This is a genomic window from Kitasatospora gansuensis (assembly GCF_014203705.1).
Classification (GTDB): Bacteria; Actinomycetota; Actinomycetes; order Streptomycetales; family Streptomycetaceae; genus Kitasatospora; species Kitasatospora gansuensis.
Window position 1 is genome coordinate 5,362,511 of record NZ_JACHJR010000001.1, and the last position, 26,816, is coordinate 5,389,326.

The 26,816-nt window shown below is 71.1% G+C and carries 23 protein-coding genes; 18 read left to right on the forward strand and 5 right to left on the reverse strand.

All coding sequences use genetic code 11. The features are described 5' to 3' along the window. The first annotated feature begins 88 nt into the window (after positions 1 to 88). Genes F4556_RS23965 through F4556_RS23980 form a run of 4 tightly spaced genes read left to right on the forward strand, consistent with a single transcriptional unit; the run spans position 89 to position 4,524 of the window. Positions 89 to 2,647: a DUF4118 domain-containing protein gene (locus F4556_RS23965; RefSeq protein ID WP_184919410.1), complete on the forward strand. Its 2,559-nt coding sequence runs from the start codon at positions 89 to 91 to the stop codon at positions 2,645 to 2,647. Next, complete coding sequence (locus tag F4556_RS23970) at positions 2,644 to 3,324, forward strand: response regulator (RefSeq protein WP_184919412.1); 681 nt, start codon at positions 2,644 to 2,646, stop codon at positions 3,322 to 3,324. Before F4556_RS23965 ends, F4556_RS23970 begins: the two co-directional genes overlap by 4 nt. A gap of 55 nt (positions 3,325 to 3,379) precedes the next feature. Continuing rightward, entirely contained in the window at positions 3,380 to 3,784 is a 405-nt protein-coding gene (locus tag F4556_RS23975; RefSeq protein ID WP_057238435.1) for an OB-fold nucleic acid binding domain-containing protein, read from the forward strand. 2 nt (positions 3,785 to 3,786) lie between these two features. Continuing rightward, positions 3,787 to 4,524 (forward strand): DUF3159 domain-containing protein, encoded by a 738-nt coding sequence (locus tag F4556_RS23980; protein ID WP_313068552.1) that lies wholly within the window; start codon positions 3,787 to 3,789, stop codon positions 4,522 to 4,524. A gap of 51 nt (positions 4,525 to 4,575) precedes the next feature. Here F4556_RS23980 and F4556_RS23985 read toward each other — a convergent pair whose 3' ends face one another. Together F4556_RS23985 and F4556_RS23990 are read right to left on the reverse strand one after the other, a co-directional pair. Next, positions 4,576 to 5,247 carry a potassium channel family protein gene (locus F4556_RS23985; RefSeq protein ID WP_184919414.1) on the reverse strand — a complete coding sequence of 224 codons (672 nt, stop codon included), beginning with the start codon at positions 5,245 to 5,247 and terminating at the stop codon, positions 4,576 to 4,578. Next, positions 5,247 to 5,915: a potassium channel family protein gene (locus F4556_RS23990; RefSeq protein ID WP_184919416.1), complete on the reverse strand. Its 669-nt coding sequence runs from the start codon at positions 5,913 to 5,915 to the stop codon at positions 5,247 to 5,249. The genes F4556_RS23985 and F4556_RS23990 overlap by 1 nt, the downstream gene beginning before the upstream one ends. Before the next feature lie 244 nt (positions 5,916 to 6,159). Here F4556_RS23990 and F4556_RS23995 point away from each other — a divergent pair, with 244 nt between their 5' ends. Together F4556_RS23995 and F4556_RS24000 are read left to right on the forward strand one after the other, a co-directional pair. Next, on the forward strand, positions 6,160 to 8,217 hold the full coding sequence (locus tag F4556_RS23995) for an APC family permease (RefSeq protein ID WP_184919418.1): 2,058 nt from the start codon (positions 6,160 to 6,162) through the stop codon (positions 8,215 to 8,217). Positions 8,218 to 8,519: 302 nt separating this feature from the next. After that, positions 8,520 to 9,875 (forward strand): class I SAM-dependent RNA methyltransferase, encoded by a 1,356-nt coding sequence (locus F4556_RS24000; protein ID WP_376775799.1) that lies wholly within the window; start codon positions 8,520 to 8,522, stop codon positions 9,873 to 9,875. A 128-nt stretch (positions 9,876 to 10,003) separates the two neighbouring features. On the opposite strand, the gene F4556_RS24005 is transcribed toward F4556_RS24000, so the two are convergent. Together F4556_RS24005 and F4556_RS24010 are read right to left on the reverse strand one after the other, a co-directional pair. Further along, positions 10,004 to 10,183, reverse strand: coding sequence for a hypothetical protein (locus tag F4556_RS24005; protein WP_184919420.1), 180 nt, complete (start codon positions 10,181 to 10,183; stop codon positions 10,004 to 10,006). An 82-nt stretch (positions 10,184 to 10,265) separates the two neighbouring features. After that, complete coding sequence (locus tag F4556_RS24010) at positions 10,266 to 10,970, reverse strand: hypothetical protein (protein WP_184919422.1); 705 nt, start codon at positions 10,968 to 10,970, stop codon at positions 10,266 to 10,268. Between the two features lie 344 nt (positions 10,971 to 11,314). Here F4556_RS24010 and F4556_RS24015 point away from each other — a divergent pair, with 344 nt between their 5' ends. The 10 genes from F4556_RS24015 (at position 11,315) to F4556_RS24060 (ending at position 21,055) form a co-directional block, all read left to right on the forward strand. Then, entirely contained in the window at positions 11,315 to 11,941 is a 627-nt protein-coding gene (locus F4556_RS24015) for a KpnI family restriction enzyme N-terminal domain-containing protein (RefSeq protein WP_313068553.1), read from the forward strand. 86 nt (positions 11,942 to 12,027) lie between these two features. Continuing rightward, positions 12,028 to 13,443 carry a transcriptional regulator gene (locus tag F4556_RS24020; RefSeq protein WP_184919423.1) on the forward strand — a complete coding sequence of 472 codons (1,416 nt, stop codon included), beginning with the start codon at positions 12,028 to 12,030 and terminating at the stop codon, positions 13,441 to 13,443. Continuing rightward, on the forward strand, positions 13,440 to 15,272 hold the full coding sequence (locus tag F4556_RS24025; protein ID WP_184919425.1) for a DEAD/DEAH box helicase: 1,833 nt from the start codon (positions 13,440 to 13,442) through the stop codon (positions 15,270 to 15,272). Before F4556_RS24020 ends, F4556_RS24025 begins: the two co-directional genes overlap by 4 nt. A 276-nt stretch (positions 15,273 to 15,548) precedes the next feature. Further along, positions 15,549 to 16,604 (forward strand): calcium:cation antiporter family protein, encoded by a 1,056-nt coding sequence (locus F4556_RS24030; RefSeq protein ID WP_246511746.1) that lies wholly within the window; start codon positions 15,549 to 15,551, stop codon positions 16,602 to 16,604. Positions 16,605 to 16,742: 138 nt separating this feature from the next. Beyond that, positions 16,743 to 16,979 carry a toxin-antitoxin system HicB family antitoxin gene (locus F4556_RS24035; RefSeq protein WP_057238448.1) on the forward strand — a complete coding sequence of 79 codons (237 nt, stop codon included), beginning with the start codon at positions 16,743 to 16,745 and terminating at the stop codon, positions 16,977 to 16,979. Continuing rightward, complete coding sequence (locus F4556_RS24040; protein WP_184919427.1) at positions 16,976 to 17,407, forward strand: fic family toxin-antitoxin system, toxin component; 432 nt, start codon at positions 16,976 to 16,978, stop codon at positions 17,405 to 17,407. The genes F4556_RS24035 and F4556_RS24040 overlap by 4 nt, the downstream gene beginning before the upstream one ends. A 43-nt stretch (positions 17,408 to 17,450) precedes the next feature. Then, positions 17,451 to 18,278: a putative RNA methyltransferase gene (locus F4556_RS24045; RefSeq protein ID WP_184919429.1), complete on the forward strand. Its 828-nt coding sequence runs from the start codon at positions 17,451 to 17,453 to the stop codon at positions 18,276 to 18,278. Positions 18,279 to 18,388: 110 nt separating this feature from the next. Beyond that, complete coding sequence (locus tag F4556_RS24050; protein ID WP_184919432.1) at positions 18,389 to 19,669, forward strand: AAA family ATPase; 1,281 nt, start codon at positions 18,389 to 18,391, stop codon at positions 19,667 to 19,669. Between the two features lie 2 nt (positions 19,670 to 19,671). Continuing rightward, a complete protein-coding gene (locus F4556_RS24055; protein WP_184919434.1) occupies positions 19,672 to 19,992 on the forward strand; it encodes a nucleotide pyrophosphohydrolase in 321 nt (106 codons plus the stop codon). Positions 19,993 to 20,176: 184 nt separating this feature from the next. Beyond that, a complete protein-coding gene (locus tag F4556_RS24060) occupies positions 20,177 to 21,055 on the forward strand; it encodes a DUF6099 family protein (RefSeq protein WP_184919436.1) in 879 nt (292 codons plus the stop codon). 330 nt (positions 21,056 to 21,385) lie between these two features. On the opposite strand, the gene dapD is transcribed toward F4556_RS24060, so the two are convergent. Further along, a complete protein-coding gene (gene dapD / locus F4556_RS24065; RefSeq protein WP_376775744.1) occupies positions 21,386 to 22,375 on the reverse strand; it encodes a 2,3,4,5-tetrahydropyridine-2,6-dicarboxylate N-succinyltransferase in 990 nt (329 codons plus the stop codon). Positions 22,376 to 22,545: 170 nt separating this feature from the next. Between dapD and F4556_RS24070 the strand changes: the two genes are divergently transcribed. Beyond that, a complete protein-coding gene (locus F4556_RS24070; RefSeq protein WP_184919440.1) occupies positions 22,546 to 24,135 on the forward strand; it encodes a 3' terminal RNA ribose 2'-O-methyltransferase Hen1 in 1,590 nt (529 codons plus the stop codon). Continuing rightward, entirely contained in the window at positions 24,135 to 26,750 is a 2,616-nt protein-coding gene (locus F4556_RS24075; RefSeq protein ID WP_184919442.1) for a polynucleotide kinase-phosphatase, read from the forward strand. The genes F4556_RS24070 and F4556_RS24075 overlap by 1 nt, the downstream gene beginning before the upstream one ends. Positions 26,751 to 26,816 lie beyond the last annotated feature (66 nt).

Here is a 26,816-nt window from a genome sequence, read left to right on the forward strand (position 1 = left end):
CGGATTCCCGGCCGGACGGCCGTACGCTCGGGGCAGACGAACAGGTGTCCGGGGGCGTGGCCCGCCCGGCTGACCAAGAATGGTGCGCATGGCACGCGGCAGGCTGCGGATCTACCTCGGGGCGGCACCCGGCGTCGGCAAAACGTACGCCATGCTGGCCGAGGCGCACCGGCGCGTGCGGCGCGGCACCGACGTGGTGGTCGGCTTCGTCGAGCACCACGGGCGGGACCGGACCGCCGAGCTGATCGAGGGTCTGGAGCTGGTCCCACGGCGGGAGCTGACGTACCGGGGGGTGACCCTGGGCGAGCTGGACCTCGACGCGGTGCTGGCCCGGCGCCCGGCCGTCGCCCTGGTGGACGAGCTGGCCCACACCAATGTGCCGGGCAGCCGCAACGCCAAACGCTGGCAGGACGTCGAGGAGCTGCTGACGGCCGGCATCGACGTGGTGTCGACCGTCAACATCCAGCACCTGGAGTCGCTCGGCGACGTGGTCGAGGGCATCACCGGGGTCCGCCAGCGCGAGACGGTGCCGGACGAGGTGGTCCGGCGGGCCGACCAGATCGAGCTGGTCGACATGTCACCCCAGGCGCTGCGCCGCCGCCTGGCGCACGGCAACGTCTACCCGCCGGACCGGATCGACGCCTCGCTGGCGAACTACTTCCGGCCCGGGAACCTCACCGCGCTGCGCGAGCTGGCGCTGCTCTGGACCGCCGACCGGGTGGACGAGTACCTCCAGCGCTACCGGGCCGAGCACGGTATCGAGGGCACCTGGCAGGCCCGCGAGCGGATCGTGGTCGGCCTGACCGGCGGCCCCGAGGGCGCCACCCTGATCCGGCGCGCCGCCCGGATCGCCGACCGGGCCTCCGGCGGCGAGCTGCTCGCCGTGCACATCGCCCGCTCGGACGGACTGGCCGGGGCGGGCAGCTCCTCGCAGACCCTGATCGAGCAGCGCGCCCTGACCGAGAGCCTCGGCGGCACCTTCCACACCGTGCTCGGCGACGACCCGGCCGCCGCCCTGCTGGACTTCGCCCGCGGGGTGAACGCCACCCAGATCGTGCTCGGCAGCAGCCGCCGCCGGGCCTGGCAGTACCTGTACGGCCCCGGGGTCGGGGCCACCGTCACCCGGGGCAGCGGCGACATCGACGTGCACACCGTCACCCACGAGCAGGTCGCCAAGGGCCGGGGCCGGGTGCCGCTGCGCAAGGTCACCGACCTGGGCCGGACCAGGACGCTGCTCGGCTGGCTGATCGGGGTCGGCGGCCCGCCGCTGCTGACCCTGCTGCTCACCCACGTGAACGGCCTCGGGCTCTCCACCGACATGCTGCTCTTCCTCTGCCTGACCGTCTGCGCGGCGCTGGTCGGCGGGCTCGTCCCGGCGATCGCCTCCGCGCTGGTCAGCTCCTCGGCGCTGAACTACTACTTCGCGCCGCCGATCCACACCTTCACCATCTCCGAGCCGCAGAACATCCTGGCCGTGGCGATCTTCACGGCGGTCGGCATCGCGGTCGCCTCGGTGGTCGACCTGGCCGCCAGACGCACCCAGCAGGCCGCCCGGGGCCAGGCCGAGGCGCAGTCGCTGAGCGCGCTGGCCGGCACCGTGCTGCGCGGCGCCCCCGGCGGCGACGGGATGCTGTCCGCCCTGCTCGACCAGGTCAGGGAGACCTTCCAGCAGGACTCCGCCGCCCTGCTGGAGCGAGCCGACGACCACGCGCCCTGGCAGCCCGCCGCAGCCCGCGGCCCGCACCCGCCGGCCCGGCCCGAGGACGGCGACGTGGACGTACCCGTCGGCGAGCACCTCGCCCTGGTGCTGCGCGGCCGGGTCCTGCCCGCCGCCGACCGCCGTCTGCTCGGCGCGTACGCCGCCCAGGGCGCGGCCCTGCTGGAGCGCCGCCGGCTGGCCGGGGAGGCCGCCGCCGCCCGCCGGGAGGCCGAGGGCAACCGGATCCGCACCGCCCTGCTGGCCGCCGTCTCGCACGACCTGCGCACCCCGCTGGCCGGGATCAAGGCAGCCGTCAGCTCGCTGCGCGCGGACGACGTCGAGTGGAGCCCGGAGGACGAGGCCGAGTTGCTGGCGGGGATCGAGACCGGCGCCGACCGGCTCGACCACCTGATCAACAACCTGCTGGACATGAGCCGCCTGCAGACCGGCACGGTGGCCCCGCTGATCCGCGACACCGACCTGGACGAGGTGGTCCCGTACGCGCTCGGCGGGGTGCCGCCCGGCTCGGTCCGCCTCGACGTGCCTGAGACGCTCGCCATGGTGCGGGCCGACGGCGGACTGCTGGAGCGGGCGCTCGCCAACCTGGTGGAGAACGCCGTCAAGTACAGCTCCGACGTGCTGGTGCGGGCCGCCGCGATCGACCGCCCGGGCGCCGCCCGCCAGGTCGAGGTGCGGATAGTGGACCGCGGCCCCGGCGTGCCGGAGGACGCCAAGGAGCGGATCTTCGCCCCGTTCCAGCGCCACGGCGACGCCCCGCGCGGCGCCGGCGTCGGGCTCGGCCTGGCCGTGGCCCGGGGCTTCGTCGAGGCGATGGGCGGCACGCTGGCCGCCGAGGACACCCCGGGCGGCGGGCTGACCATGGTGGTCGTGCTGCCCGCCGCCGTACCCGAACCCACTTCCTCCAACGGAAAGGCGGAGCCCGTATGACCCGGGTCCTCGTCGTGGACGACGAACCGCAGATCGTCCGCGCCCTGGTGATCAACCTCAAGGCCCGGAAGTACGAGGTGGACGCCGCCCATGACGGCACGTCGGCCCTGGAACTGGCCGCCGCCCGGCACCCCGACGTGGTGCTGCTCGACCTCGGCCTGCCCGACCTGGACGGCGTCGAGGTGATCCGCGGCCTGCGCGGCTGGACCAGGGTGCCGATCATCGTGCTGTCCGCCCGGCACAGCTCGGACGAGAAGGTCGAGGCGCTGGACGCCGGGGCCGACGACTACGTCACCAAGCCGTTCGGCATGGACGAACTGCTGGCCCGGATGCGGGCCGCGATCCGCCGGGCCGAACCGGTGGTCGGCGAGGACGAGTCGACCGTGGTCACCGAGGGCTTCACGGTCGACCTGGCCGCCAAGAAGGTCAACCGGGACGGCACCGACGTCCGCCTCACCCCGACCGAGTGGCACCTGCTGGAGGTGCTGGTCCGCAACGCGGGCCGGCTGGTCAGCCAGACCCAGCTGCTCCAGGAGGTCTGGGGCCCGGCCTACCGCACCGAGACCAACTACCTGCGGGTCTACCTGGCCCAGCTGCGCCGCAAGCTGGAGGCGGACCCGAGCCGGCCCAGGCACTTCATCACCGAACCCGGCATGGGCTACCGCTTCGAACCCTGACCCCGGAGGCTGCTGGTACTGACGTTCGGCAAGCTGAAACCGGTACCCTTCCGACATGAGTGGTGACAACAGCAGCGAGCAGCCGCAGGGCCGTTTCCGCCGCATGATCAGCCGCCTCACCTCCTCCTCCGAGGAGCTGGACGCGGAAGAGCTGCGGCAGGACACGGCGGAGTCGGGCTGCACTCCGATCGCCAGCTGCGGGGACCGCGAGGTGGTCACCGTGGCCGGGACCCTGCGCACCGTTACCCTCCGCCCCCGGGCCGGGGTCCCCGCCCTGGAGGCCGAGCTCTTCGACGGCAGTGACGCGCTGGACGTGGTCTGGCTCGGCCGCCGTTCGATCATCGGTATAGAGCCGGGCCGTCGGCTCATCGCGACCGGCCGGATCAGTCACGCACGCGGGCGCCGCGTGCTGTTCAACCCCCGCTACGAACTGCGTCCGGCCGGACACGGGAGCGAGTGAGTGTGACCAACCTGCCCGGCGGCGACCCCGCCGCCCAGCTCGACCTGGCCAAGCCCGTCCCCCCCGCCCTGACGGCGGAGGAGGAGCGGGCCGGTCGCGAGGCTGCCTCCAAGGAGGCGGCCGACACGGTGCTGAAGGCCTTCGGCGGTGTCCGGGGCATGATCGACATGACCCTGCCCGGTCTGGTCTTCATCATCACCTTCAACATCACCCACGAGGTGGCCCCAGCCGCCTGGGCAGCGCTCGGGCTGAGCCTGCTGTTCGTGGTGGTCCGGCTGTTCCGCCGGGAGACCGTCCAGCACGCCTTCAGCGGCGTGTTCGGGGTCGCGCTCGGCGCCTGGATCTCGATGAAGACCGGCAAGGCGGAGAACTTCTACCTGCCCGGCTTGCTCTGGAACGTCGGCTACTGCGTCGGCCTGGCCGTCTCCGCGCTGGTCCGCTGGCCGCTGATCGGCGTGATGCTCGGCCCGATCACCGGTGAGATGTTCACCTGGCGCAAGCAGAACCCGGGCCGGCTGGCCGCGTACACCAAGGCCACCTGGGCCTGGGTGGTGATCATGGGCATCAAGCCGGTGATCCTCTTCCCGCTCTACTTCACCGGGAACGTCAACCTGCTCGGCTGGCTCAAGGTCGCGCTGGGCATCCCGCCGCTGCTGCTGGCGATGTACGTGACCTGGCAGATCCTGCTCAAGGCGCCGCCGCCGATCAAGGCGGAGCTCGAGGACGAAGAGCCCAAGTAACGCCGAAGGGCCCCACCGCACGGTGGGGCCCTTCGTCAGTTCCCGTACCCGCTACTGGGCGCCGGAGCCCGCCGACAGGAGCTCCTCGAGCTCCTCCTCGCGCTCCTGGGCCGCCACGAAGAGCAGCTCGTCGCCGCCCTCCAGGGTGTCGTCCTTGCCCGGCACCAGCACCCGGCCCTCGCGGATGATGGTCACCAGCGCGGTGTCCGGCGGCCAGGCCACGTCCCCGACCCGGGTGCCGACCAGCTCGGTGTCGGCCGCCAGGGTCAGCTCGACCAGGTTGGCGTTGCCCTGGCTGAACCGCATCAGGCGGACCAGGTCGCCGACGCTCACGGCCTCCTCGACCAGCGCCGACATCAGGCGCGGGGTGGAGACGGCGACGTCCACGCCCCAGGACTCGTTGAACAGCCACTCGTTCTTCGGGTTGTTCACCCGGGCGACCACCCGGGGCACCCCGTACTCGGTCTTGGCCAGCAGTGAGACGACCAGGTTGACCTTGTCGTCACCGGTGGCGGCGATCACCACGTGGCAGCGCTGCAGGGCGGCCTCGTCCAGCGAGGTGATCTCGCAGGCGTCGGCCAGCAGCCACTCGGCCATCGGGACCCGCTCGACCGAGATGGAGTTCGGGTTCTTGTCGATCAGGAGGACGTCGTGGCCGTTCTCCAGCAGCTCGCCCGCGATCGAGCGGCCGACCGCGCCGGCTCCGGCAATGGCGACTCTCATCAGTGCTCATCCTCCTGCGGGCCCTGCGCGAACGCGGCCTCGACGGTGTCCAGGTCGGCCCGGCGCAGCATCACGTGCACCAGGTCGCCCTCCTGGACCACGAGCTGAGGGGTCGGCAGGACGCCCTCGCCCAGCCGGGTCAGGAACGCGATCCGGGCCCCGGACGCCTCCTCCAGCGCGGTCAGCTTGTGGCCGACCCAGGCCGGCGCGTACGCCACCTCGGCGAGCTGCACGCCGCCGCTGGGGTCCTGCCAGAGCGGCTCGCCGCCGCTGGGCAGCAGCCGGCGCAGCATCTGGTCGGCGGTCCACCGGACGGTGGCCACGGTCGGGATGCCCAGGCGCTGGTAGACCTCGGCCCGGCGGGGGTCGTAGATCCGGGCCGCGACGTTCTCCACGCCGAAGTTCTCCCGGGCGACCCGGGCGGCGATGATGTTCGAGTTGTCACCGCTGGAGACCGCGGCGAACGCCCCGGCCTCCTCGATGCCGGCCTCGCGCAGGGTGTCCTGGTCGAAGCCGACCCCGGTCACCCGCCGGCCGTTGAACCCCGAACCGAGCCGCCGGAAGGCGGTCGGGTCCTGGTCGACCACGGCGACCGAGTGACCCTGTTTCTCGAGCGCGCGCGCAAGGGCGGAACCCACCCGGCCGCAGCCCATGATGACGATGTGCACGGGACTACCTCACCCGGTCCGTTGGGATCATGACCTGCGCAGACACCGCTCATCATCCTTCCGCCCCCGACTCCGGGGGGACAGTTCGCCGACTCCTCGGCACCGTGTGGCGCGGGGTGTTCTCGATGTTTCCCGCGCACTCATCATCCGACACGCTAGTCCCTCCACCGAACACAGTCCCGACAAAGGGGCCACCAGAGGGCGTCGTTCCGGAGGCGACCCCCTACGATTCCTTAACGTGCCTATGCCTGCTGACCTACCGAAACGCATTCTGATCGGCCGCGCACTGCGCAGCGACAAGCTCGGGGAGACCCTGCTCCCCAAGCGGATCGCCCTGCCGGTGTTCGCCTCCGACGCCCTCTCCTCCGTGGCGTACGCGCCCGAGGAGATCCTGCTCACCCTGTCGGTGGCGGGTGTCTCGGCGATCCACTTCTCCTGGCAGATCGGCATCGTGGTCGCCGTCGTGATGCTCGCGGTGGTCGCCTCGTACCGGCAGAACGTGCACGCGTACCCGAGCGGCGGTGGCGACTACGAGGTCGCCACCGTCAACCACGGGCCGAACTCCGGCTTGGTGGTGGCCAGTGCCCTGATGGTCGACTACGTGCTCACCGTGGCGGTGTCGACCACCTCGGGCGTGGCCAACGTGGTGTCCGCGGTGCCGTCGCTGCGCGGGCACGAGATGGGCATCTCGATCACCCTGGTGATCCTGCTGATGGGGATGAACCTGCGCGGGGTCCGGGAGTCCGGCGGCGCGTTCGCGGTGCCGACGTACGCGTTCATGTTCGGCATCACGGGCATGATCGGCTACGGCCTGGTCCGGGACGTGTTCTTCGGTTCCGACATGCCGGCCGAGAGCGCCGGGTTCCAGCTGCAGGCGCTGCCGGGTGACGAGGGGCTGGCCGGGTTCGCGCTGGTGTTCCTGCTGCTCAAGGCGTTCTCCTCGGGCTGTGCCGCGCTGACCGGGGTCGAGGCGATCAGCAACGGTGTGCCCGCCTTCCGCAAGCCGAAGAGCAAGAACGCCGCGACCACGCTGCTGATGATGGCGGTCTTCGCGGTCGTGATGTTCATGGGCATCATCTACCTGGCCCGGCTGACCGGCGCCCAGATGGCGGAGGAGCCGAGCCAGCTGGTCGGCGCCCCGGCGGACTACCACCAGAAGACCGCGCTGGCGCAGATCAGCGAGGCGGTGTTCTCCAACTTCACCCCGGGCTTCTACTTCATCGCCGCCGTCACCGGGCTGATCCTGGTGCTGGCCGCGAACACCGCCTTCAACGGCTTCCCGGTGCTCGGCTCGATCCTGGCGCAGGACCGCTACCTGCCCCGGCAGCTGCACACCCGCGGTGACCGGCTGGCGTTCTCCAACGGCATCATCCTGCTGGCGGGCGCGGCGATCCTGTTCATCGTGGCGTTCAACGCCGACCCGACCCGGCTGATCCAGCTGTACATCGTCGGCGTCTTCGTCTCCTTCAACATGAGCCAGTCCGGCATGATCCGGCACTGGACCAGGCTGCTGCGCACCGAGCAGGACTCGAAGAAGCGCGCGCAGATGCAGCGCAGCCGGGCGATCAACGCCTTCGGCCTGGTGATGACCATGGCGGTGCTGATCGTGGTGCTGGCCACCAAGATCGGCCATGCCTGGATCGCGATCGCCGCGATGGTGGTGCTGTTCGTGATGATGAAGGCGATCCGCAAGCACTACGACCGGGTCTCCCGCGAGCTGGTCGCCGCCGAGGAGCCGGACGACGTGGTGCTGCCCACCCGGGTGCACGCCATCGTGCTGGTCTCCAAGCTGCACAAGCCCGCCCTGCGCGCGCTGGCGTACGCCCGGCTGACCCGGGCGCACACCCTGGAGGCGGTCACCGTCAACGTGGACCCCTCGGACACCGAGGCGCTCCGCCGCGAGTGGGACGAGCGCGGCATCGAGGTGCCGCTCAAGGTGCTGGACTCGCCGTTCCGCGAGGTCACCGGGCCGGTGCTGGACTACGTGAAGAACCTGCGCCGCAGCAGCCCGCGCGACGTGGTCGCGGTCTACATCCCCGAGTACGTGGTCGGGCACTGGTACGAGCACCTGCTGCACAACCAGAGCGCACTGCGGCTCAAGGGACGGCTGCTGTTCAAGCCCGGAGTGATGGTGACCTCCGTACCCTGGCAGTTGGAGTCCTCCGAACGGCGCAAGCCGCAGAAGGCCTGGTCCGCTCCCGGCGCCGTCCGGCGCGGTGAGCCCCGGCCGCAGCGCGTAGAGTCGAGGACTTCCGCATCCGCCAGTAACGCCAGCAACCCCAGCAAGGACGCCGACTCGTGACCCCCAACAACCCGCCCCGCTCCTCCGGCTCCGGCCGTACCGGCAAGGGCAAGGGCAAGTCCGGCAGCAAGCCGGGCCAGGTCGCCCGGCCCCGCTGGGGCGCCAAGCCGGTCCGCCCGGAGGCGACCGACCGCGACGGCTTCACGGCGCAGACCGCGCCGCTCGCGCCGGGTGAGCCCGAGGTGCGCCCGCAGTCCAAGCGCGCGGCCGGCGCCGCTGCCGCCAACGCCGCGAAGAAGCAGACCGCGCGCCCCCCGAAGACCGCCCGCACCGGCACGCCCGCCGCCCGGGCCGCCCGTCCGGTGAAGACCGAGCGTTCGACCAAGGCACCGTCCACCCCCCGGGTGCCGGCCGGTGACCCGCTGGTCGGCGAGCGCTACGAGGTCGAGGTCGGCGCGGTCGCGCACGGCGGCGGCCACTGCGTCGCGCGGCACGAGGGCCGGGTGCTCTTCGTCCGGCACGCGCTGCCCGGCGAGAAGGCGATCGTCCAGGTCACCGAGGGCACCACCAAATCCCGCTTCCTGCGCGCCGACGCGGTGGAGATCCTGGAGCCCGCCAAGGACCGGATCGCCGCCCCCTGCCCGTTCTCCGGCCCCGGCAAGTGCGGCGGCTGCGACTGGCAGCACGTCACCCCCGGCGGCCAGCGCAAGCTCAAGGTCGCGGTGCTCACCGAGCAGCTCGCCAAGCTGGGCGGTCTGACCCCCGCCGAGGCCGGCTGGGACGGCACCGTCGAACCGGTCGGCGGCAAGCTCCCGGCCGGCGAGGTCCCGGCCTGGCGCACCCGGATCCAGTACGCGGTGGACCCGGCGACCGGCAAGGTCGGCCTGCGCCGGCACCGCTCGCACGAGCTGGAGCCCGTCGACCGCTGCCTGATCGCCGCCGAGGGTGTCACCGAGCTCGGCGTCGAGGCCAGGACCTGGCCCGGCATCAGCTCGATCGACGTGATCGCCGCGGCCGGCTCCTCCGACCGTCAGGTGATCATCACCCCGACGCCCGGCTCCCAGCTCCCGATCGTCGAGCTCGACAAGCCGGTCTCGATCTCCCGGGTCGACGAGCAGGACCTGATCCACAAGGTGCACGGCCGCTCCTTCGTCCGTGAGCGGGCTGCGGGCCGCACCTGGCGGGTCTCCAACGGCGGCTTCTGGCAGATCCACCCGGAGGCCCCCGACACCCTGGTCGGCGCCGTCCTGGACGGCCTCGACCCGCAGTGGGGCGAGAGCGCGCTCGACCTCTACTGCGGCGTGGGCCTGTTCGCCGGCGCGCTGGCCGACCGGGTCGGCGAGGAGGGCGCCGTCCTCGGCATCGAGTCCAGCAAGCAGGCCGTCGTCGACGCCCGCCACAACCTGGCCACCCTCGACAACGTCCGGATCGAGCACGACCGGGTGGAGACCCTGCTGCCCCGCACCGGCATCACCTCCACCGACCTGATCGTCCTCGACCCGCCCCGCGCGGGCGCCGGCCGCGAAACCGTCGCCCACCTGGCCGGCCTCTCCGCCCGCCGGATCGCCTACGTCGCCTGCGACCCCGCCGCCCTCGCCCGCGACCTCGCCTTCTTCCGCGAGGGCGGCTACCAGCCGGTCTCGCTCCGGGCGTTCGACCTCTTCCCGATGACCCACCACTTCGAGTGCGTGGCCATCCTGGAGCCGATCGGCGAATAGGCCAGTGTGGCAAAAGGGGCGGTGCGCACACCTGTGCGCACCGCCCCTTTTGCCACACTGAAGGCACCGTTGCCTCCGGCCGGCCTGAGGGCCAACCGAGCCGGCCCGAAAGCCGATATGACGCTGAGTCAGGACGCCTTGTCCGTGGGGTTGGTATCGGCGCTTCCGCTCCGCGTCACGGTCAGTGTGGTGCGCTCGATGATGGACCAGTCCCCGTCAGCGTAGATCGTGGGTTCGACACTCTGGGTCTGCTCAAGGCGAGCCGTGATCTCGATCCAGCTCTCGGCCTGACGGTCGGCGTTGCTCATCGGTTCTGATTCTCCTGACAGGGAAGATGGAAGTGAATGTTCGACCGGCATACGGATGAACGATTTCTTGCCTTTGGGCTGGTCAGTGCGCCAGCGTGGGCAGGACTGCCTGCATGAGCTGCTCAGCGGCTGGGGCCAGCCCCTGGTCGATCAAGGCCAGGGCCAGACGCATCGTGTCTGCGGTAGAGCGGTCCCGGCCGCCGAGCAGGACGGCCTCGGCGAGGTCGGCATCACCATCGGCGTGCAGGGTGGTCACGACCGTGCCGATCTCGCCTGGTGTCAGGGTTTTGTTGGCGGACCAGGCGATGGTGATGACGCTCCGCCGGTCTCCGGCGGCGTGTGCTGTGCCCAGATCGGCAAGAACCTGGCGGATGCTGGCGTCTGCCGCGCCCTGCCGGTCCTGCGCCGGTCCTGCGCCGGTGCTTGCCGTGGAGACGGAAGGTGCGGCGTCCTTCGGCGCTGGGGTGGCCGTCACCGAAGAGAACCTTCGCTGAGCGGCAGTGATCCGGCGCTGTTCGAGCTCCTGGAGGGTGACGGGCACGTTGGCGTGCCCGACGGATGCGGTGACTGCAGCGTGGAGCCCCCGGAGCGTCGCAAGGTTGGGAACCCGGCGCCCGCTCCAGTAACAGGACAGCGTGCTGGTGGGGATGGCGAGAATCTGAGCCCGCTTCTCGTGCTTCTTATTTTCCAGTACATCGATGAGCCCCCTGAGCCCGTCGACAAAGGCGATGCGGGCAGGGGTGCACCCCTCCCAGTAATCCGTTTTGGCGCGCCCAAAAGCGCCCATGGAACCCCCTTAGCCTGCAGTGCTTCCCGATCCGAACCAGTATCCCGCACAGTCCTGCACTTTGAGCAAGCCCGGACGGCCGGTCATGCCGATTTGTCCTCGAAAAAGTGTTTGCATCTCGATGCCGGGGTGTTTGCGTTTGGGTCGCCGCCTGCGCTACTTGTTTGCGTTTGGCTGCGCAAGGGGGATCCGCCTTGCGGATGCGCCGATTTTATGGTTCCAATGGGCGCACTGTGCGCTGCGCCGCTATGCGAGGAGAGGTGGATAAAAAAGTGACAAATGGGGAAATTCCGTCCTGGCGGGATGCCGGCCGGGGGACGATGGTCCGCTGTGCCCTCTGGTTGGTGGCTGAAGTAGGGGTCGGGGAGGTCTTCACGAAGACCGACCTCAGGGAGGCGTTCCCCGAGGTGTCCCAGATCGACCGTCGCATGCGAGATCTCAGGGATCGAGGTTGGAGAATTGCCACCAATAGGGAGGATCCAACCCTGACCTCGAGCGAGCACCGTTTTGTCGAGATGGGTGCTGAGGTCTGGAAGCCCGGTCAGTCGCGGGCCAAGACGCCGGCTGCCGCCATCACGGCCACCCAGCGTCGTGAGATCTTTGACGTGGACGGCCATCTCTGCCGCATCTGCGGTATCGCGGCCGGCGAGGCGTACGACGGCGGGGTGGAGACCGCTCAGCTGGACATCGCTCGCCGTGACGTCCGCAAGCCTGGTGTGGGCGTGGTGACCGAGATGGTCACTGAGTGCCGCCGATGCCGGGTGGGCGGTCGGGGCGGAGTAGTGGACTTGGAGGCTCTTCTGGCTGGTCTGAGGCAGATGAGCCGGATCGAGCGGGACCATTTCGGCCAGTGGATGGCGGCTGACCACCGGGACTTCAGCATGATGGAGCGGCTGTGGGGTGAGTACCGTACTCTGCCGGCTGAGTCGCGTCAGGTGGTTCGAGACGCGGTCAGCTCAGCGCAGGGGTGAGTTTGGGCGTTCTTGCGCCCGAAGGGCCTGACAGGCCGGTGGTGAAAGGTCCGGGAGCGGGCCGGGTACAGAGGAGAAGTGTGACCATGCTGAAGTTCGCGTCCCCGCCGAACGCGGCTGAGAACGCCGAGTTCGTAGCACGGCGGCTCAAGGAGGCTGTCGATGGCGACGGGCCGAGGGAGACGGTCACGGTTGAGTGGAATGGCCGTCCGCTTCATGTCGGAGTGATTGACGTACCGCTGCGGATCCTCTACTACAATCCCGCCACTCACCGGATCCGGGCGCAGATGTCCCATGACCCGGTGCTTGCCGAGGGTCTGGCGACTCAGCCATGGGCTGATGAAAGCCAGCAGTACCTGCACCGCCTGCTGGTCGGCAAGCCGGCCAGTCCGGACGAAACAGATCCTGAGTTCGAAGCACTGCGGGCCAGTCTGGAGACGGTGGATCAGCAGGAGCCGGGGCTTATCACCCACGAGGGCATCCTGGTGAACGGCAACACCCGTGCTGCCGCCCTGAGAAACCTGAACAGGCCGTCGATCCGGGTTGGTGTCCTGCCGCAGTCATTCACCTGGGACGACATCAATGCTGTCGAGCTGGCGCTGCAGCTTCGACCGGACAAGAGGCGCGATTACTCCTATATCAACCGCCTCCTGGCAATGGAGGAGCAGGAGCTGAGCGGAAGGGCCGCGGTCGATATTGCCCGCTCCTTCCATATCCAGCTCAAGACGTTCAGGCAAGAGCGTTGGATCCTCGGGGTGATCCAGGAGATGATCACGCGCAGTCGGACGCCTGAGGGAGTTCAGCTGAGTCTCGCCGACTTTGAGGGTCACCAGGAGAACCTCAAGGAGCTGCACCGGAACTACGTCAAGGCAGAGGCCACCAGCCGGGAGATGGCCGAGCAGATCAAGGAGAACAGGATGGCTGCCATCGTTCTCGACTTCGCGAAGACAAGGACCCGGCTGATCAGTGACGGCTTTCAGGGGGACTACCTGGACAAGGTGCTCCCCGAGAGCTTCTCTCAGAATGGCGCTCGCCCGGACGCTGCGCCTATCGCGATCGCGGGTCTGAGCGTCTCAGTGGCGGCTCCTTCCGGATTTGTGGTGCAGGCCCGGAGCGTCACGGACCGCATCCTGCAGGCCAAGGCCGCAGAGTCGGCCCGCCACCTGCCAGTCGAGATCCGCGAAGCCGCTCGCCAGGAGGTGGTGACCGCCCGGAAGGCCATGCGGCGTGCTCTGGACGCGGCAGACCGGGACGACCGGCTCAAGCGGGTGCAGCAGACCACGGCGGAAAGGCTCGACGATGCGACGGCGGCTATCGATCAGAGCGTCCACGACCTGGCACAGGCGCTGGCGAGCGGCAGCCTGGACCAGGACGGGTTCGACAAGGCGTTGTTGCGGATGAGGTCCAGTCTGGTCAAGCTGGCACGGCAGGCCAGCCGCGGTGTCTCCCGGTCGGGTGACGGCATGACGTGGCTGATCCGGGCCAGCGAGGACCAGACGTGACTTCTTCCGCACCATCCCCGCTGCGCCTCGGTTTCGACGAGACCCGGACCAAGGTCGTGCTGAGGACGGATCAGGCGAGCTACTCGGATTTGGTCAAGCTGGCTGCCCGGTACAGCTCCGGCAGCCAGCGGGGGAAGCTCGCCGCCGAGGTCGATCTTGAGGATTTCCTCGCCCATCTGACGCTCGTCAACGAGTGGCCTGACCTGGCGGCAGTCTCCTTCGACGCTGACTTGAGAGCGCTGGCCGAGGGATCGGTGCGGGATGCGCAGGCTGTTGAGAGCCGTCTCGATGCCGGCCGCCAGGGCATGGAAGTGGCGGGCGAGGTCAGCCCGCACGAGGTGGCGCCCCGGCTTGGTGCTGCCTGGCAGGCACCGCTCACCGAGTTCCAGACGCGCGACATCGCGAAGCTGTTGTCGATCAGGCACGGAGCGAACTTCAGCGTGCCCGGGGCGGGCAAGACCCGTACAGCGATGGCGGTTTACGCTGCCCTGCGGGAGGAGGGGAAGGTCAGACGTCTTCTCGTTGTCAGCCCCAAGTCTGCCTATGAGGCATGGCGGGAGGAAAGCGAGGGCTGCTTCACGGTGCCGCTCCGGATCAGCCTGTTCGAGCGCCGGCCGGACCAGGGGGCTGAGGTCCTGCTGGTGAACTACGAGCGGCTCTACCGCTATCAGGCGGAACTCGCGGACTGGATGAGCGCCGTACCTACGCTGATGGTCCTGGACGAGGCGCACCGGATGAAACTCGGAGTAAGAGGCACCTACGGCTCTACGTGCATGGCGCTTGGCCCGCTTGCCCATCACCGGCTGATCCTGACCGGGACACCAGCGCCGAATGGTGCCAAGGATCTTGAGAGTCTGCTCTCCTTCGTCTGGCCTGGCCACGGTCGGCGGGCGGTCGACAAAGCAGTGGCCGGCGGCGATCTGGTGCACGCGAGCAAGGTGCTCCGGCCGCTGTTTACCAGGACAACGAAGAAGGAGCTCGGCCTGCCGCCGGTCGATATCCGGGCTCGTTACGTCGACCTTCCGGCGGCTCACCGCAAGCTGTACTCGGCACTCCGCGGCGAGGCGGTGGGGGGAGACCTCGCCGAGCAGGAGGAGCTCGCCCGGCTCGGAAAGGTACTCGTCTACCTCATGATGGCGAGTACGAGCCCGGCACTGCTGGCCAAGGGGCTGGACCGTTTCGAGCCGCTGCCCTTCCAAGTGCCGCCGCTCAGGCTGCCCATTGACAGCCGGCTGAGTGAACTCCTGCGGGACCTACCGCAGTACGAGACGTCACCGAAGTACGAGGCCGTGCTCAGGACGGTTGCGGAGAATGCTCGAGAAGGGCGCAAGACGCTGGTTTGGTCGACGTTTGTCCGGAACCTCACGACACTCGGCGGGGCGCTTGCCAAGTTCAACCCCGCGATCGTGCACGGCGGAACAGCAGACCGTGACGAGCAGATTCGCAGGTTCCGCCAGGACCCTGACTGCATGGTGCTGTTGTCCAACCCCGCGACGCTGGGAGAGGGGATCAGCCTCCATCACGTCTGCCACGACGCGATCTACGTGGATCGTGACTTCGCGGCAGGCCGCTTCCTGCAGAGTCTTGACCGCATCCACCGACTCGGTCTCACTGCCGACACCCATACGCGGATCACCGTGCTGGTTGCCAGCGGGACGATTGATGAGGTCATTCATGAGCGCCTTGGACACAAGCTGAACTTCATGGCCAGCATCCTGGATGACCCGTCGGTGCGCGAGCTTGCCGATCCGGAAGAGGAGGTGGCCCCGTGGGGGATGGACAGAGCTGATCTCAACGCTCTTATGGACCATCTGAGGGGCCCCGGATGAGGTGTACTCGCCTCAGGGTGAGCCCGATCGGGTAGAGGTCGCCTTCTGCCCGGGCCGTTGGGCGCCGGGTGAAAGACGCACACCCTAGCCTGCGGGGATGGTCTCCGATCCGCCGTCAGCCGTTCCGCCGTCCGTGCGGATCACCGTTCTGCGGCTCGGGGCGGCCGGGGCGGGGCCGCGCCCGCTGTGGTGTTGCGGGTGGCGGGGGTGCATTCGGAGCCGGTGGTGGGGATGGCGGTGTTCGGGCTGGGGGTGCTGTCGGCGGCGTTGCTGTTGATGTGGGCGGCGGAGACGGCGCGGGCGGACATCGCGGGGCCGTTGGCGCTCGCGTTGCTGGCGTTCATCGCGGTGTTGCCGGAGTACGCGGTGGATCTGTGGTTCGCGTACACGGCGGGCAGCAGGCCGGAGTACGCGGCGTACGCCGCTGCCAACATGACCGGCGCGAACAGGCTGTTGGTGGGCGTGGGGTGGCCGCTGGTGGCGCTCGCCGCGTACTTCGCGGCGCGGCGGGCGGGCGTGCGCCCCGGGGTGGTGCTGCGGGAGCACCGGCGGATCGACGTGGCGTTCCTCGGGGCGGCGGCGCTGCTCGCGTTCGTGATGCCGCTGACCAGGGAGATCTCCTGGGCGGTGGCGGTGGTGCTGATCGCCTGGTACGCCTACTACCTGTTCCGGATCGGGCGGTGCAGCGAGACCGACGAGGAGGAGCTGATCGGGGTGCCGGCCCGGTTGGCCCAACTGCCCACCCGGCGGCGCCGGATGACGACGGTGCTGGTGTTCGCGGCGGCCGCGGCGGTGGTGTTGGCGTGTGCGGAGCCGTTCGCGACCTCGCTGGTGGACGCGGGGGCCTCGCTCGGGATCGACCGGTTCCTGCTGGTGCAGTGGCTGGCCCCGCTGGCCTCCGAGGCGCCGGAGTTGATCGTGGCGGTGGTGTTCGCCTGGCGGCTGCGCGGCGACGACGGCCTCGGTGCGCTGCTCTCCAGCAAGGTCAACCAGTGGACCCTGCTGATCGCCTGTCTGCCGCTCGCGTACGCGGCGGGCGGTGGCAGCTGGTCGTTGCCGCTGGTGGAGCGTCAGGTGGACGAGGTGATGCTGACGGCGGCGCAGACCGTGCTCGCGGTGGTGCTGCTGCTCGACCTGCGCTTCCTGCCGTGGAAGGCGGGGCTGCTGTTCGGGCTGTTCGTGGTGCAGTTCGTGCTGCCCGGCGAGAACGCCCGCCTGCTGCTCGGCTACGTCTACCTCACGCTGGCGCTCGCCCTGCTGACCCGCCACTGGCGCGAACTCGCCCCGACCGCGCGGGCGCTCGGCGGCCGGATCGAGGGCGACCAGCACTGAGCCACCGACGGGCCTGACCTCATACCGAGCTCGGAAACACCGGGCCGTCGGGGTGCCAACCGGCCCGCGCGCGGGTAAGGGAGTGCGGAGACCGGAATGCGCCCTTGTTGTGCTAGCACATCGGCGCTAGCGTGAAGCATGGCCAAAAAGCAGCTGAACGTCAGGGTGGATGCCACGACCGCCGAAATCGCCCGGGAGCGGGCCGAGCAGCAGGGGATCAGCATGAACCAGTACATCGAACGGCTCGTACAGCAGGACATGGGTGAGGCCGGGCGACTGTTCGTCGACACCGCCGCGCAGTTCATGAAGGAGTACGAGACCGCCTTCCTCGCCGAGTTCGAGCGCGGCGCCGAGCTTCAGGACGTGCGCCGTTGAAGCTTGAGGTAGACCTGTCCTGGCTGCTCATGACAGCCGAGCAGTACACCCCGGGCGACCCGCAGGTGACCGACTACGGTTCGCTGCTCGCCTCGGTTGCCCGGCACCAGGCCGAGATCTTCGACATCGCCGTCTACCCCGAGCCGCAGGACCGCGCCGCGGCCCTGATGCACCAACTGATCCGCGTTCCTGCCCTGGAGCGGACCAACGAGCTGTTCGCCACCGCCGTCGCCTACTCCTACCTGGTGGCCAGCGGCTGCACCGTCGCCACCACCGCCCGCGAGGTACGCAGCCTGGCCCGGGCCATCCGGGAGGGCAAGCTCGGCGTCAGCGGAGTCGCCGAGCGGCTGGCCGGCTGGATCGTCGACGACCCCGAGGACGAGGAGGTCAGCGGCGAGGACGACGGCGAAGAGGGCGAAGCTGATTGAGTAGCCTGGTGGTCCACCCCCACTCCGGCGAGGACCACCCACGTTGTTGCAGGACATCGAGCGCTACCTGGCCTGCCCGCACTGCGTCCGGCCGTTGACCCTGGACGGCCGGACCTTGCGTTGTGCGGCGGGCCACAGCTTCGACCAGGCCAAGCAGGGCTACGTCAGCCTGCTCGCCGGTGACGCGCACACCGGTACCGGCGACACCGCCGGGATGGTCGCCGCCCGGGGGGACTTCCTGGCCGCCGGCCACTACCGCCCGATCGCCGACGCGCTGGCCGAGGCGGCCGCCGGCGCCTTCCGGGGCGACGGTCTGGTCGCCGACCTCGGTGCGGGCACCGGCTACTACCTGGCCCACGTACTGGACCGGACCGGTGGGGTCGGTGCAGCGCTGGACATCTCCAAGTTCGCACTCCGGCGCGCGGCCAAGGCGCACCCCCGGATCGGCGCGCTGGTCTGCGACGCCTGGCGCCCGCTGCCGCTCCTGGACGGCTCCGCCGAGCTGCTGCTCAACGTCTTCGCGCCGCGCAACGGGCCCGAGATCCGCCGGGTGCTCCGCCCGGGGGGCCGGATGCTGCTGGTCTCGCCGACCTCCCGTCATCTCCGGGAACTGGTGGACGCGTTGGGGCTGCTCTCGGTGGACGAGGACAAGGAGCGCCGGACCGACGAGAAGCTCAGCCCCTGGCTGACCCGTACCGACCGGACCGAGGTCGAGTTCCGGCTGCGGCTCTCGCACGCCGAAGCCCACGAGGTGGTCGCGATGGGCCCGAACGCCTGGCACACCGACCCGGCCCGGCTGGCCGCCGCGCTCGCCGAACTGCCCGACCCGGTCGAGGTGACGGGCTCGGTGCACCTCACCACGTACCGCTGAGCGAGCGCCTGTTCTCGCCCGGTTACCGTCGGACCCGGCCGGGACTCGTTGGGATGAAGATGCGCCGCAGGCACGTTTCGCCACCTCCGACGGCGGCTAACGTCCCCCGAGTGACCAGCGAAGTCGTCCGTCCCGCCGCCGTCCGCCCCGTCCTCCGCCCCACCGTGGAGGAGCTGCGCCTCACCTCCTTCAAGTCCTATCGCCGGACCACCCTGCCGCTCTCGCCGCTGACCGTCCTGCACGGCCCCTCGGGCGTCGGAAAATCGAACGCGCTGGACGCGCTGGCCACCCTCTCCCGGCTCTCCCTCGGCGAGCCCATCGGCCCTTCGCTGGACGGGCTCGGCGGCATCTCGGGGCCGCTCGCGCTGCCGATCCGGGGCGGCCTGCTCGGCTGTGTCCCGCACGGCCGGAACGCGATCATCCTCGGCTGCACCGTCCGCTCCGCCGCCGGGCCGATCCGGCTCGAACTGGTGGTCCGCACCGACGGCCCGGTCCGGGTCGCCCGGGAGTGGCTCACCTGCGCCGGGCAGACCCTGGTGGAGACCGGGGAGCAGGACGTCGCGCACGGCAGGGTGAACGTCACCTGGCACAACGACACCCGGCAGGGCGACATCCGGGCACCGTTCCCCAACGACAGTCTGATCACCGCTCAGATCCCGCTCCGGGTGGCGGGCTCCTCGAACGGCGAGCGCCAGGTGCTGGCCGCCGCCGAGCAGCTCCTCACCGCCCTGCGCGAGGTCTTCCCGCTGCACCCGGTGCCCGCCCTGATGCGCGACTGGGCCGAGCCCGAGGAGGACGCGCGGCTGCTCGCCTCGGCCGCCAACATCTCACCCGTACTGGCCCGGGTGAAGCAGCAGTGCACCCGCCGGTACGGCCGGCTGCTGAAGGCCGTCCAGCAGGCGGCCCCGCACCCGTTGCTCGGCCTGGACGTGGCCCGGCGCGGCCCGGAGGCCCGCGAGCAGCTGCTCGCCGTCTTCGACGAGGGAGTGCTCGGCCGGACGGGCGCGGACCAGGCCTCGGACGGCATGCTGCGGCTGCTCGCCTTCGCCACCGTGCTGCTCACCGGCGCCGGGGTGCTGGACGTCGATCCGGCCGTCGAGGTCCCGGCGGCGCACCGTCAGCTCACCGTCCTGGCCGAGGATCTGGCCGCCGGGCTCGGGGCGGAGCAGGTCTCGGCGCTGCTCCGGCTGGCCCGGGAGGTGTGCGAGAAGGAGGACATCCGGCTGCTCGGTGCGGTGCAGGACGCGGCCCCGGCGCGCGAACCGGGCCTCGGCGTCGAGCTGATCGAGTGCCGGCGCGATCCGGCCAGCGGGCACAGCGTGCTGCGGCCCGAGTCGGCCCGGGTGCCGCTGCAGGGCGCCCGCAGCGGCACCGATGGGGTAGACCTGTAGTCGTGACGGACAAGACCTTCGACGAACTTCAGCAGCGGCTCACCGACTTCGCGGCCGCCCGGGGCTGGGAGCCCTTCCACACCCCGAAGAACCTGGCGGCGGCGCTCAGCGTGGAGGCGGGCGAACTGCTGGAGATCTTCCAGTGGCTGACCCCCGAGCAGGCGGCGACGGTGATGGCCGATCCGGACCGCGCGCACCGGGTCCGGGACGAGGTCGCCGACGTGCTGGCCTACCTGCTCCAGTTCTGTACGGCGGTCGGCGTGGACCCGGCGGCCGCGCTGGCGGCCAAGATCGAGCGCAACGAGATCCGCTTCCCGATCTGACCGTCAGTCTGACCGCGAGCTGACCCGTTGGTCCCTCGTGTGGGTGACGGAAGTTGTCCACAGGGGGCGGGTTGTCCACAGCTTTCCGGCTGTTTCGGCCACAACACCCGGACCCGCCGCACTCTTGCCGCGTGACACACCGTCAGAGACGACGGTCGGACGCGAGTGAGGGGAGCGGCGAGGCATGGACGCGCTGCGATTGATCAAGACGGCCCGGCACGCCCTGGCGGAGGCCCGGAGTGCGTCGGACGCGCTGGTGGAGGCCTGGCAGGCGGGGCTGCTCACCGAGGCCGTCGGGGCCGGGATCGCCGGGCGGGAGAGCGGGGAGCTGGCCGCCCTCGGGCAGATGCTCTGCGATGCGGGCGCACACGCAGTCAGCTGCCTGGAGGAGCCAAGCCCGGCCGAGAGCGCGCAGGAGACCGCGGACGCGGAGTGGCACCGGGCCGACTGGGGCGGCAACGGCCGGGCCGCCCGGCTGGACGAGCTCGGCGAGCTCGAGCCGGTGCTGACCGAACTCGGCCTGCTGCTGCACGACATGGCCGAGGCCCTGGTGGTGCTGGCCTGCGGAGCGGACGGGGAGAGCCTGTACTGGCGCTGCATCGACGGCGTGGACGCGGGCTCGGAGTGCAAGGACGTGGTGGTCGAGCTGCTCCGGACACTCCGCCGGGAGGCGGCGGAGGCGGCGGAGCGGGAGCCCGAGACCACGGCCGAGCCTGGCCGCGGAGCGGTGACCGGGGCCGGACCGGCGGAGAGCCAGGGGGTGCCGACCTTGGTCGTACCGCTGGGGCCGCCGGCCACGGCGCGGGGCGGTCAGCCCCGGCCGGCGGACTCGGTGGACCGGTCGTCCGCGTCGCGCTGCTCGCCGGTCCGTCCGGCCGAGGACTGCAGGTCGGCGTCCAGCCCCGCGAGGTTGGCGTTCAGGTCGGCGAGCATGCGCTGCATCTGCTCCAGCAGAGTGCCGGGGGAGGCCGCCGGGGCGGGCGCGTCCTGCTGCGGTGTAACGGGTGCCTCGGACCAGGGCTCGGACATGAGCGGACCCCTCCAGCTCGGTAGTGCGGTGTGAACCGACGGGCGTCGGTGGCAGAGCCGCCGCTCGGGCAAGCGGCCCCGCCGGTCCAACGACCTCTGCCGACGCCCGGTCACCACAGACCACTCGTAGAGGTCCAACACCCGCCCCCGGTCAGCCTCAGGGGTGATCCCGGTTTGCGGCTCGCCCGGCCGCTGGGCTAAACGGTCCTGCCCGCGCCACCGCCCCGAGCCCACCGGCGTCGGGGAGAGCACCGGAAATGCCGGAGGCGCGGCGCCGGTTGCCCGGCCCCGCGCCTCCACCGCCCTGCCGGTCGGCTCAGTCCTGTCCGCCGACCGATGTCCTCCGACCGACCCTGACGGGAGATCAGTTGTGAGCGTGCAGCTCCGCGTTGAGGCCGCCCCACGAGCCGGACCGCGCGATGACCTCGACGGCGCCGCTCTGCGAGTTGCGGCGGAACAGCAGGCTGTCCTGGCCGGACAGCTCCACCGCCTTGGCGATCTTCCCGTCCGGGGTGGTGACCCGGGTGCCGGCCGTCACGTACAGACCGGCCTCCACCACGCAGTCGCTGCCCAGCGAGATGCCGATGCCGGCGTTGGCGCCGAGCAGGCAGCGCTCGCCGACCGAGACGACCTGCTTGCCGCCGCCCGAGAGGGTGCCCATGATCGAGGCGCCGCCGCCGATGTCGCTGTGGTCGCCGACCACGACGCCCGCGCTGATCCGGCCCTCGACCATCGAGGTGCCCAGGGTGCCCGCGTTGAAGTTGACGAAGCCCTCGTGCATCACGGTGGTGCCGACGGCCAGGTGCGCCCCGAGCCGGACGCGGTCCGCGTGCGCGATCCGGACCCCGCTCGGCGCGACGTAGTCGGTCATCCGGGGGAACTTGTCGATCCCGTACACGGCCAGCTGCCCGCCCTGCGCGCGGACGGCGAGCCGGGCCCGCTCGACCTGGTCCACCGGCACCGGGCCGATGGAGGTCCAGGCGACGTTGGCGAGCAGGCCGAAGAGGCCGTCCAGGTTCTGGCCGTGCGGCTGGACCAGACGGTGGCTCAGCAGGTGCAGACGGAGGTAGGCGTCGTGCGCGTCGATCGGCTTCTCGTCCAGCGAGGCGATGGTGGTGCGCACCGCGACGACCTCGACGCCCCGGCGGGTGTCGGCGCGCAGCGCCTCGGCGGCGCCCGCACCGAGCGCGGCATCGGCCTCCTCGGCGGTCAGCCGGACGGTGCCGGCCGGGCCGGGGGCGGCGGCCAGCTCCGGGGCGGGGTACCAGGTGTCGAGGATGGTGCCGTCGGCGGCGATGGTCGCCAGGCCGACGGCCACGGCACCACTTACGAGGGAGGAGGTTTCAGCAGTCACATCGAGCACGTTAACGAATCACCGCCCGGGCTGACGAACACGCTCACCGTGCGGACATCAGGCCACCCCTCCGAACGGCGGCCGGGCAGCCCTCCACCTCGGGAAACGGCCGGCTCAGCGCCGGGAAAACCCGGTGCCCCCCGCATCCGCCGTCAGCAATACTCGGACGGGTGTTCATCTCGATCTCCACCACAGGCACGGCTGAACGCCCGGCTTCCGACCTGGGCTTTCTGCTCCACAAGCACCCCGACAAGGTGCAGCGCTTCTCCACCTCGCACGGTGTCGCCCACGTCTTCTACCCGGAGACCGGCACCGAGTCGTGCACGGCGGCGATGCTGCTGGACGTCGACCCGATCGCACTGGTCCGCAAGGGCCGGGGCAAGGGTCGCGGGGGCTCACCCAACTTCGCGCTCGCGCAGTACGTCAACGACCGCCCCTACGCGGCCTCCTCGTTGCTCGCGGTCGCGCTGCGGACGGTGTTCCGGACGGCGATGAAGGGTGTCTGTGAGCAGCGTCCCGGTCTGGCGGAGCAGTCGCGGCCGGTGCGGATCTCGCTGCCCGCGGTGCCCGCCAACGGCGCGGGGGAGGAGGGCGGCCCGGCCATGGTGCGGCGGCTGTTCGAGCCGCTGGGCTGGCAGGTCGAGGCCACCGCGATCCCGCTGGACGAGACCTTCCCGGAGTGGGGCGACTCCCGCTACGTCCGGGTGGAGCTGTCCGCCGAGATCCGGCTGGCCGACGCGCTGCAGCAGCTCTACGTGCTGCTGCCGGTGCTGGACGGTGCCAAGCACTACTGGGTCGCGCCCGACGAGGTGGACAAGCTGCTGGCCGCGGGGGAGGGCTGGCTCGGGGCGCACCCGGAGCTGGCGCTGATCACCCGTCGGTACCTGGCCCGCCGCTGGTCGCTGACCAGGACGGCACTGGAGCGGCTGGAGCTGGCCCGGCTGGCCGAGGCCGACGACCGGGAGGCCGAGGAGGTGGACAACGCGGTCGACGACGCACCGGAGTCCGACGACGCACCGGAAGCAGCCGAGCAGCGGGTGGACCCGACGTCCGACCCGACGACGGCTCAGGAGCCCAAGCCGGTCAGTCTCGGGGTCCGCCGCCGGGAGGCGATCCTGGCTTCCCTGACCGAGGTCGGCGCCGCCCGGGTGCTCGATCTCGGCTGCGGCCAGGGCGAGTTGGTGGAGGCACTGCTGAAGGACGTCCGGGTCACCGAGGTGCTCGGTGTGGACGTGTCCTCCCGCGCCCTCACCGCCGCCGCCCGCAAGCTGCGGCTGGACCGGATGTCGGAGCGTCAGGCGGCCCGGGTCCGGCTGGTCCAGGGCGCGCTCACCTACACCGACGACCGGCTCAAGGGCTACGACGCCGCGGTGCTCTCCGAGGTGATCGAACACCTCGACCTGCCGCGGCTGCCCGCGCTGGAGTACGCGGTGTTCGGCGCGGCCCGCCCCGGTGCCGTGGTCGTGACCACCCCCAACGTCGAGTACAACGTCCGCTGGGAGACCCTCCCGGCCGGTCACGTCCGGCACAGCGACCACCGGTTCGAGTGGACCAGGGCGGAGTTCCTGGCCTGGTCCGAGCGGATCGCGGCCGACTACGGCTACTCCGTCACCGTCCGCCCGGTCGGCCCGCTGGACGAGGAGGTCGGCGCGCCGACCCAGCTCGCCCTGTTCCGCCGCGCCTCCGAAGCAACTGTGGCCGAAGCAACCGCGGCCGAAGCCACCGCACCGACCGTCACCACCGAAGGGAGCGCAGCCTGATGACCGACGACACCGACACCAGCAGCACCGACGCCGGCACCCCGGCCGAGCGCCCGTCCACCCGCTCCCTCCCCGTCACCGACGTCTCGCTGGTGGTCCTGGTGGGCACCAGCGGCTCCGGCAAGTCCACCTTCGCCCGCCGCCACTTCCGCCCGACCGAGGTGGTCTCCTCGGACTTCTGCCGCGGCCTGGTCGCCGACGACGAGAACGACCAGTCGGCCTCGGCCGACGCCTTCGACGTGCTGCACTACATCGTCGGCAAGCGCCTGGCGGCCGGCCGGCTCACCGTGGTGGACGCCACCAACGTCCAGCCGGAGAGCCGCAAGCAGCTCGTCAAGCTGGCCCGCGACCACGACGTGCTGCCGGTCGCGATCGTGCTCGACCTCCCGCAGGAGGTCTGCGTCGAGCGGAACAAGGCCCGGCCGGACCGCCAGTTCGCCGCGCACGTGATCCCCCGTCAGCAGCGCGAGCTGCGCCGCTCGCTGCGCGGGCTGGAGCGCGAGGGCTTCCGCAAGGTGCACATCCTGCGCGGTGTGGCCGAGGCCGAGGCGGCCGAGGTGGTCACCGAGAAGCGCTACAACGACCTGCGAGAGCTCACCGGACCGTTCGACATCGTCGGTGACATCCACGGCTGCCGGTCCGAGCTGGAGACCCTGCTCACCACCCTCGGCTACACGCTGGCCAGGGACGAGCGGGGCCGCCCGGTCGACGCCGTGCACCCCGAGGGCCGTACCCCGGTCTTCGTCGGTGACCTGGTCGACCGCGGCCCGGACAGCCCGGGAGTGCTGCGCCTGGTGATGGGCATGGTCGAGGCGGGCCACGCGATCTGCGTGCCCGGCAACCACGAGAACAAGCTCGGCCGCTGGATGGACGGCCGCAAGGTCACCGTCTCGCACGGTCTCCAGGAGAGCATCGACCAGCTGGCCGAGGAGAGCGAGGAGTTCCGCGCCCGGGTCCGCGCCTTCATGCGCGGTCTGGTCAGCCACTACCTGCTGGACGGCGGCAACCTGGTGGTCTGTCACGCCGGTCTGCCGGAGAAGTACCACGGCCGCAACTCCGGCCGGGTCCGCTCGCACGCGCTGTACGGCGACACCACCGGCGAGACCGACGAGTACGGTCTGCCGGTCCGTTACCCGTGGGCGGAGGAGTACCGGGGCCGGGCCCTGGTGGTCTACGGCCACACCCCGGTGCCGACCGCGAGCTTCGTCAACAACACCATCTGCCTGGACACCGGCTGTGTGTTCGGCGGCAGCCTGACCGCGCTGCGGTACCCGGAGCGCGAGCTGGTCACGGTCGAGGCGGAGCAGGAGTGGTACGCCCCGGTCCGGCCGATGCACACCGACGCGCCGGGCGCCCGGGAGGGCCGTCCGCTCGACCTCCAGGACGTCGCGGGCCGCCGGATCGTGGAGACCGCCCAGCACGGCCGGGTCTCGATCCGGGAGGAGAACGCGGCCGCCGCGCTCGAGGTGATGAGCCGGTTCGCGCTCGACCCGCGGCTGCTCGCCTACCTGCCGCCGACCATGGCGCCGGTCGCCACCTCGCGCCGGGAGGGGTTCCTGGAGCACCCGGAGGAGGCCTTCCTGGGCTACCGCAACGACGGGGTCCAGCAGGTGATCTGCGAGGAGAAGCACATGGGTTCCCGCGCGGTCGTGCTGGTCGCCCGGGACGCCGCCGCGCTGGAGCGCCGGTTCGGCCTGGCCGGTTCGGGCGCGATCTGGACCAGGACGGGCCGGGCCTTCCTGAACGGCCAGGAGCTCACCGACGCCGTGCTGGAGCGGCTCCGGGCCGCGGCCGAGCGGGCCGGGCTGTTCGAGGAGCTGGGCACCGACTGGCTGTTGCTGGACGCGGAGCTGATGCCCTGGTCGCTCAAGGCGGTCGAGCTGCTGCGCCGTCAGTACGCGGCGGTCGGCGCGGCGGCCGGTGCCGCGCTGCCGGAGGCGCTCGCCGCGCTGGAGCTCGGTGCCGCCCGCGGGCTGCCGCTGGACGAGCTGATCGGGCGTCAGCGGCAGCGGTCGGCGGACGCGGCGGCGTTCACGGTCGCGTACCGGCGCTACTGCTGGCCCACCGAGGGCCTGACGGGTCTTCGGCTGGCCCCGTTCCAGGTGCTGGCGGCCGAGGGGGCGAACCTCGCGGTCCGTTCGCACGACGAGCACCTGGGCTGGATCGACCGGCTGGTGGCGGCGGACGACCCGGCGGCCCCGATCCTGCACCGGACGGGCCGGCTGCTGGTCGACACCTCCGACGCGGCCTCGGTCGCGGCCGGTGTCGCATGGTGGGAGGAGCTGACCGGCGCGGGCGGCGAGGGCATGGTGGTCAAGCCGCTGGCCTCGCTGGTCCGTGGCGGTGCCGGCGGCCGGGGCGGTCTGGTCCAGCCGGGGGTGAAGGTCCGTGGCCGGGAGTACCTGCGGATCATCTACGGTCCGGACTACACCGAGCACCTCAGCGAGCTGCGGCAGCGTTCGCTCGGCCACAAGCGTTCGCTCGCGCTGCGGGAGTACGCGCTCGGCCTGGAGGCGTTGGACCGGCTGGCCGGGGCCGAACCGCTCTGGCGGGTGCACGAGGCGGTCTTCGCCGTCCTCGCCCTGGAGTCGGAGCCGGTCGACCCCCGGCTCTGACACCGGCCCGGGCGGGCCACCTACGCGGGCGGGCCACCCACGCGGGCGGGCCACCCGCATGGACGG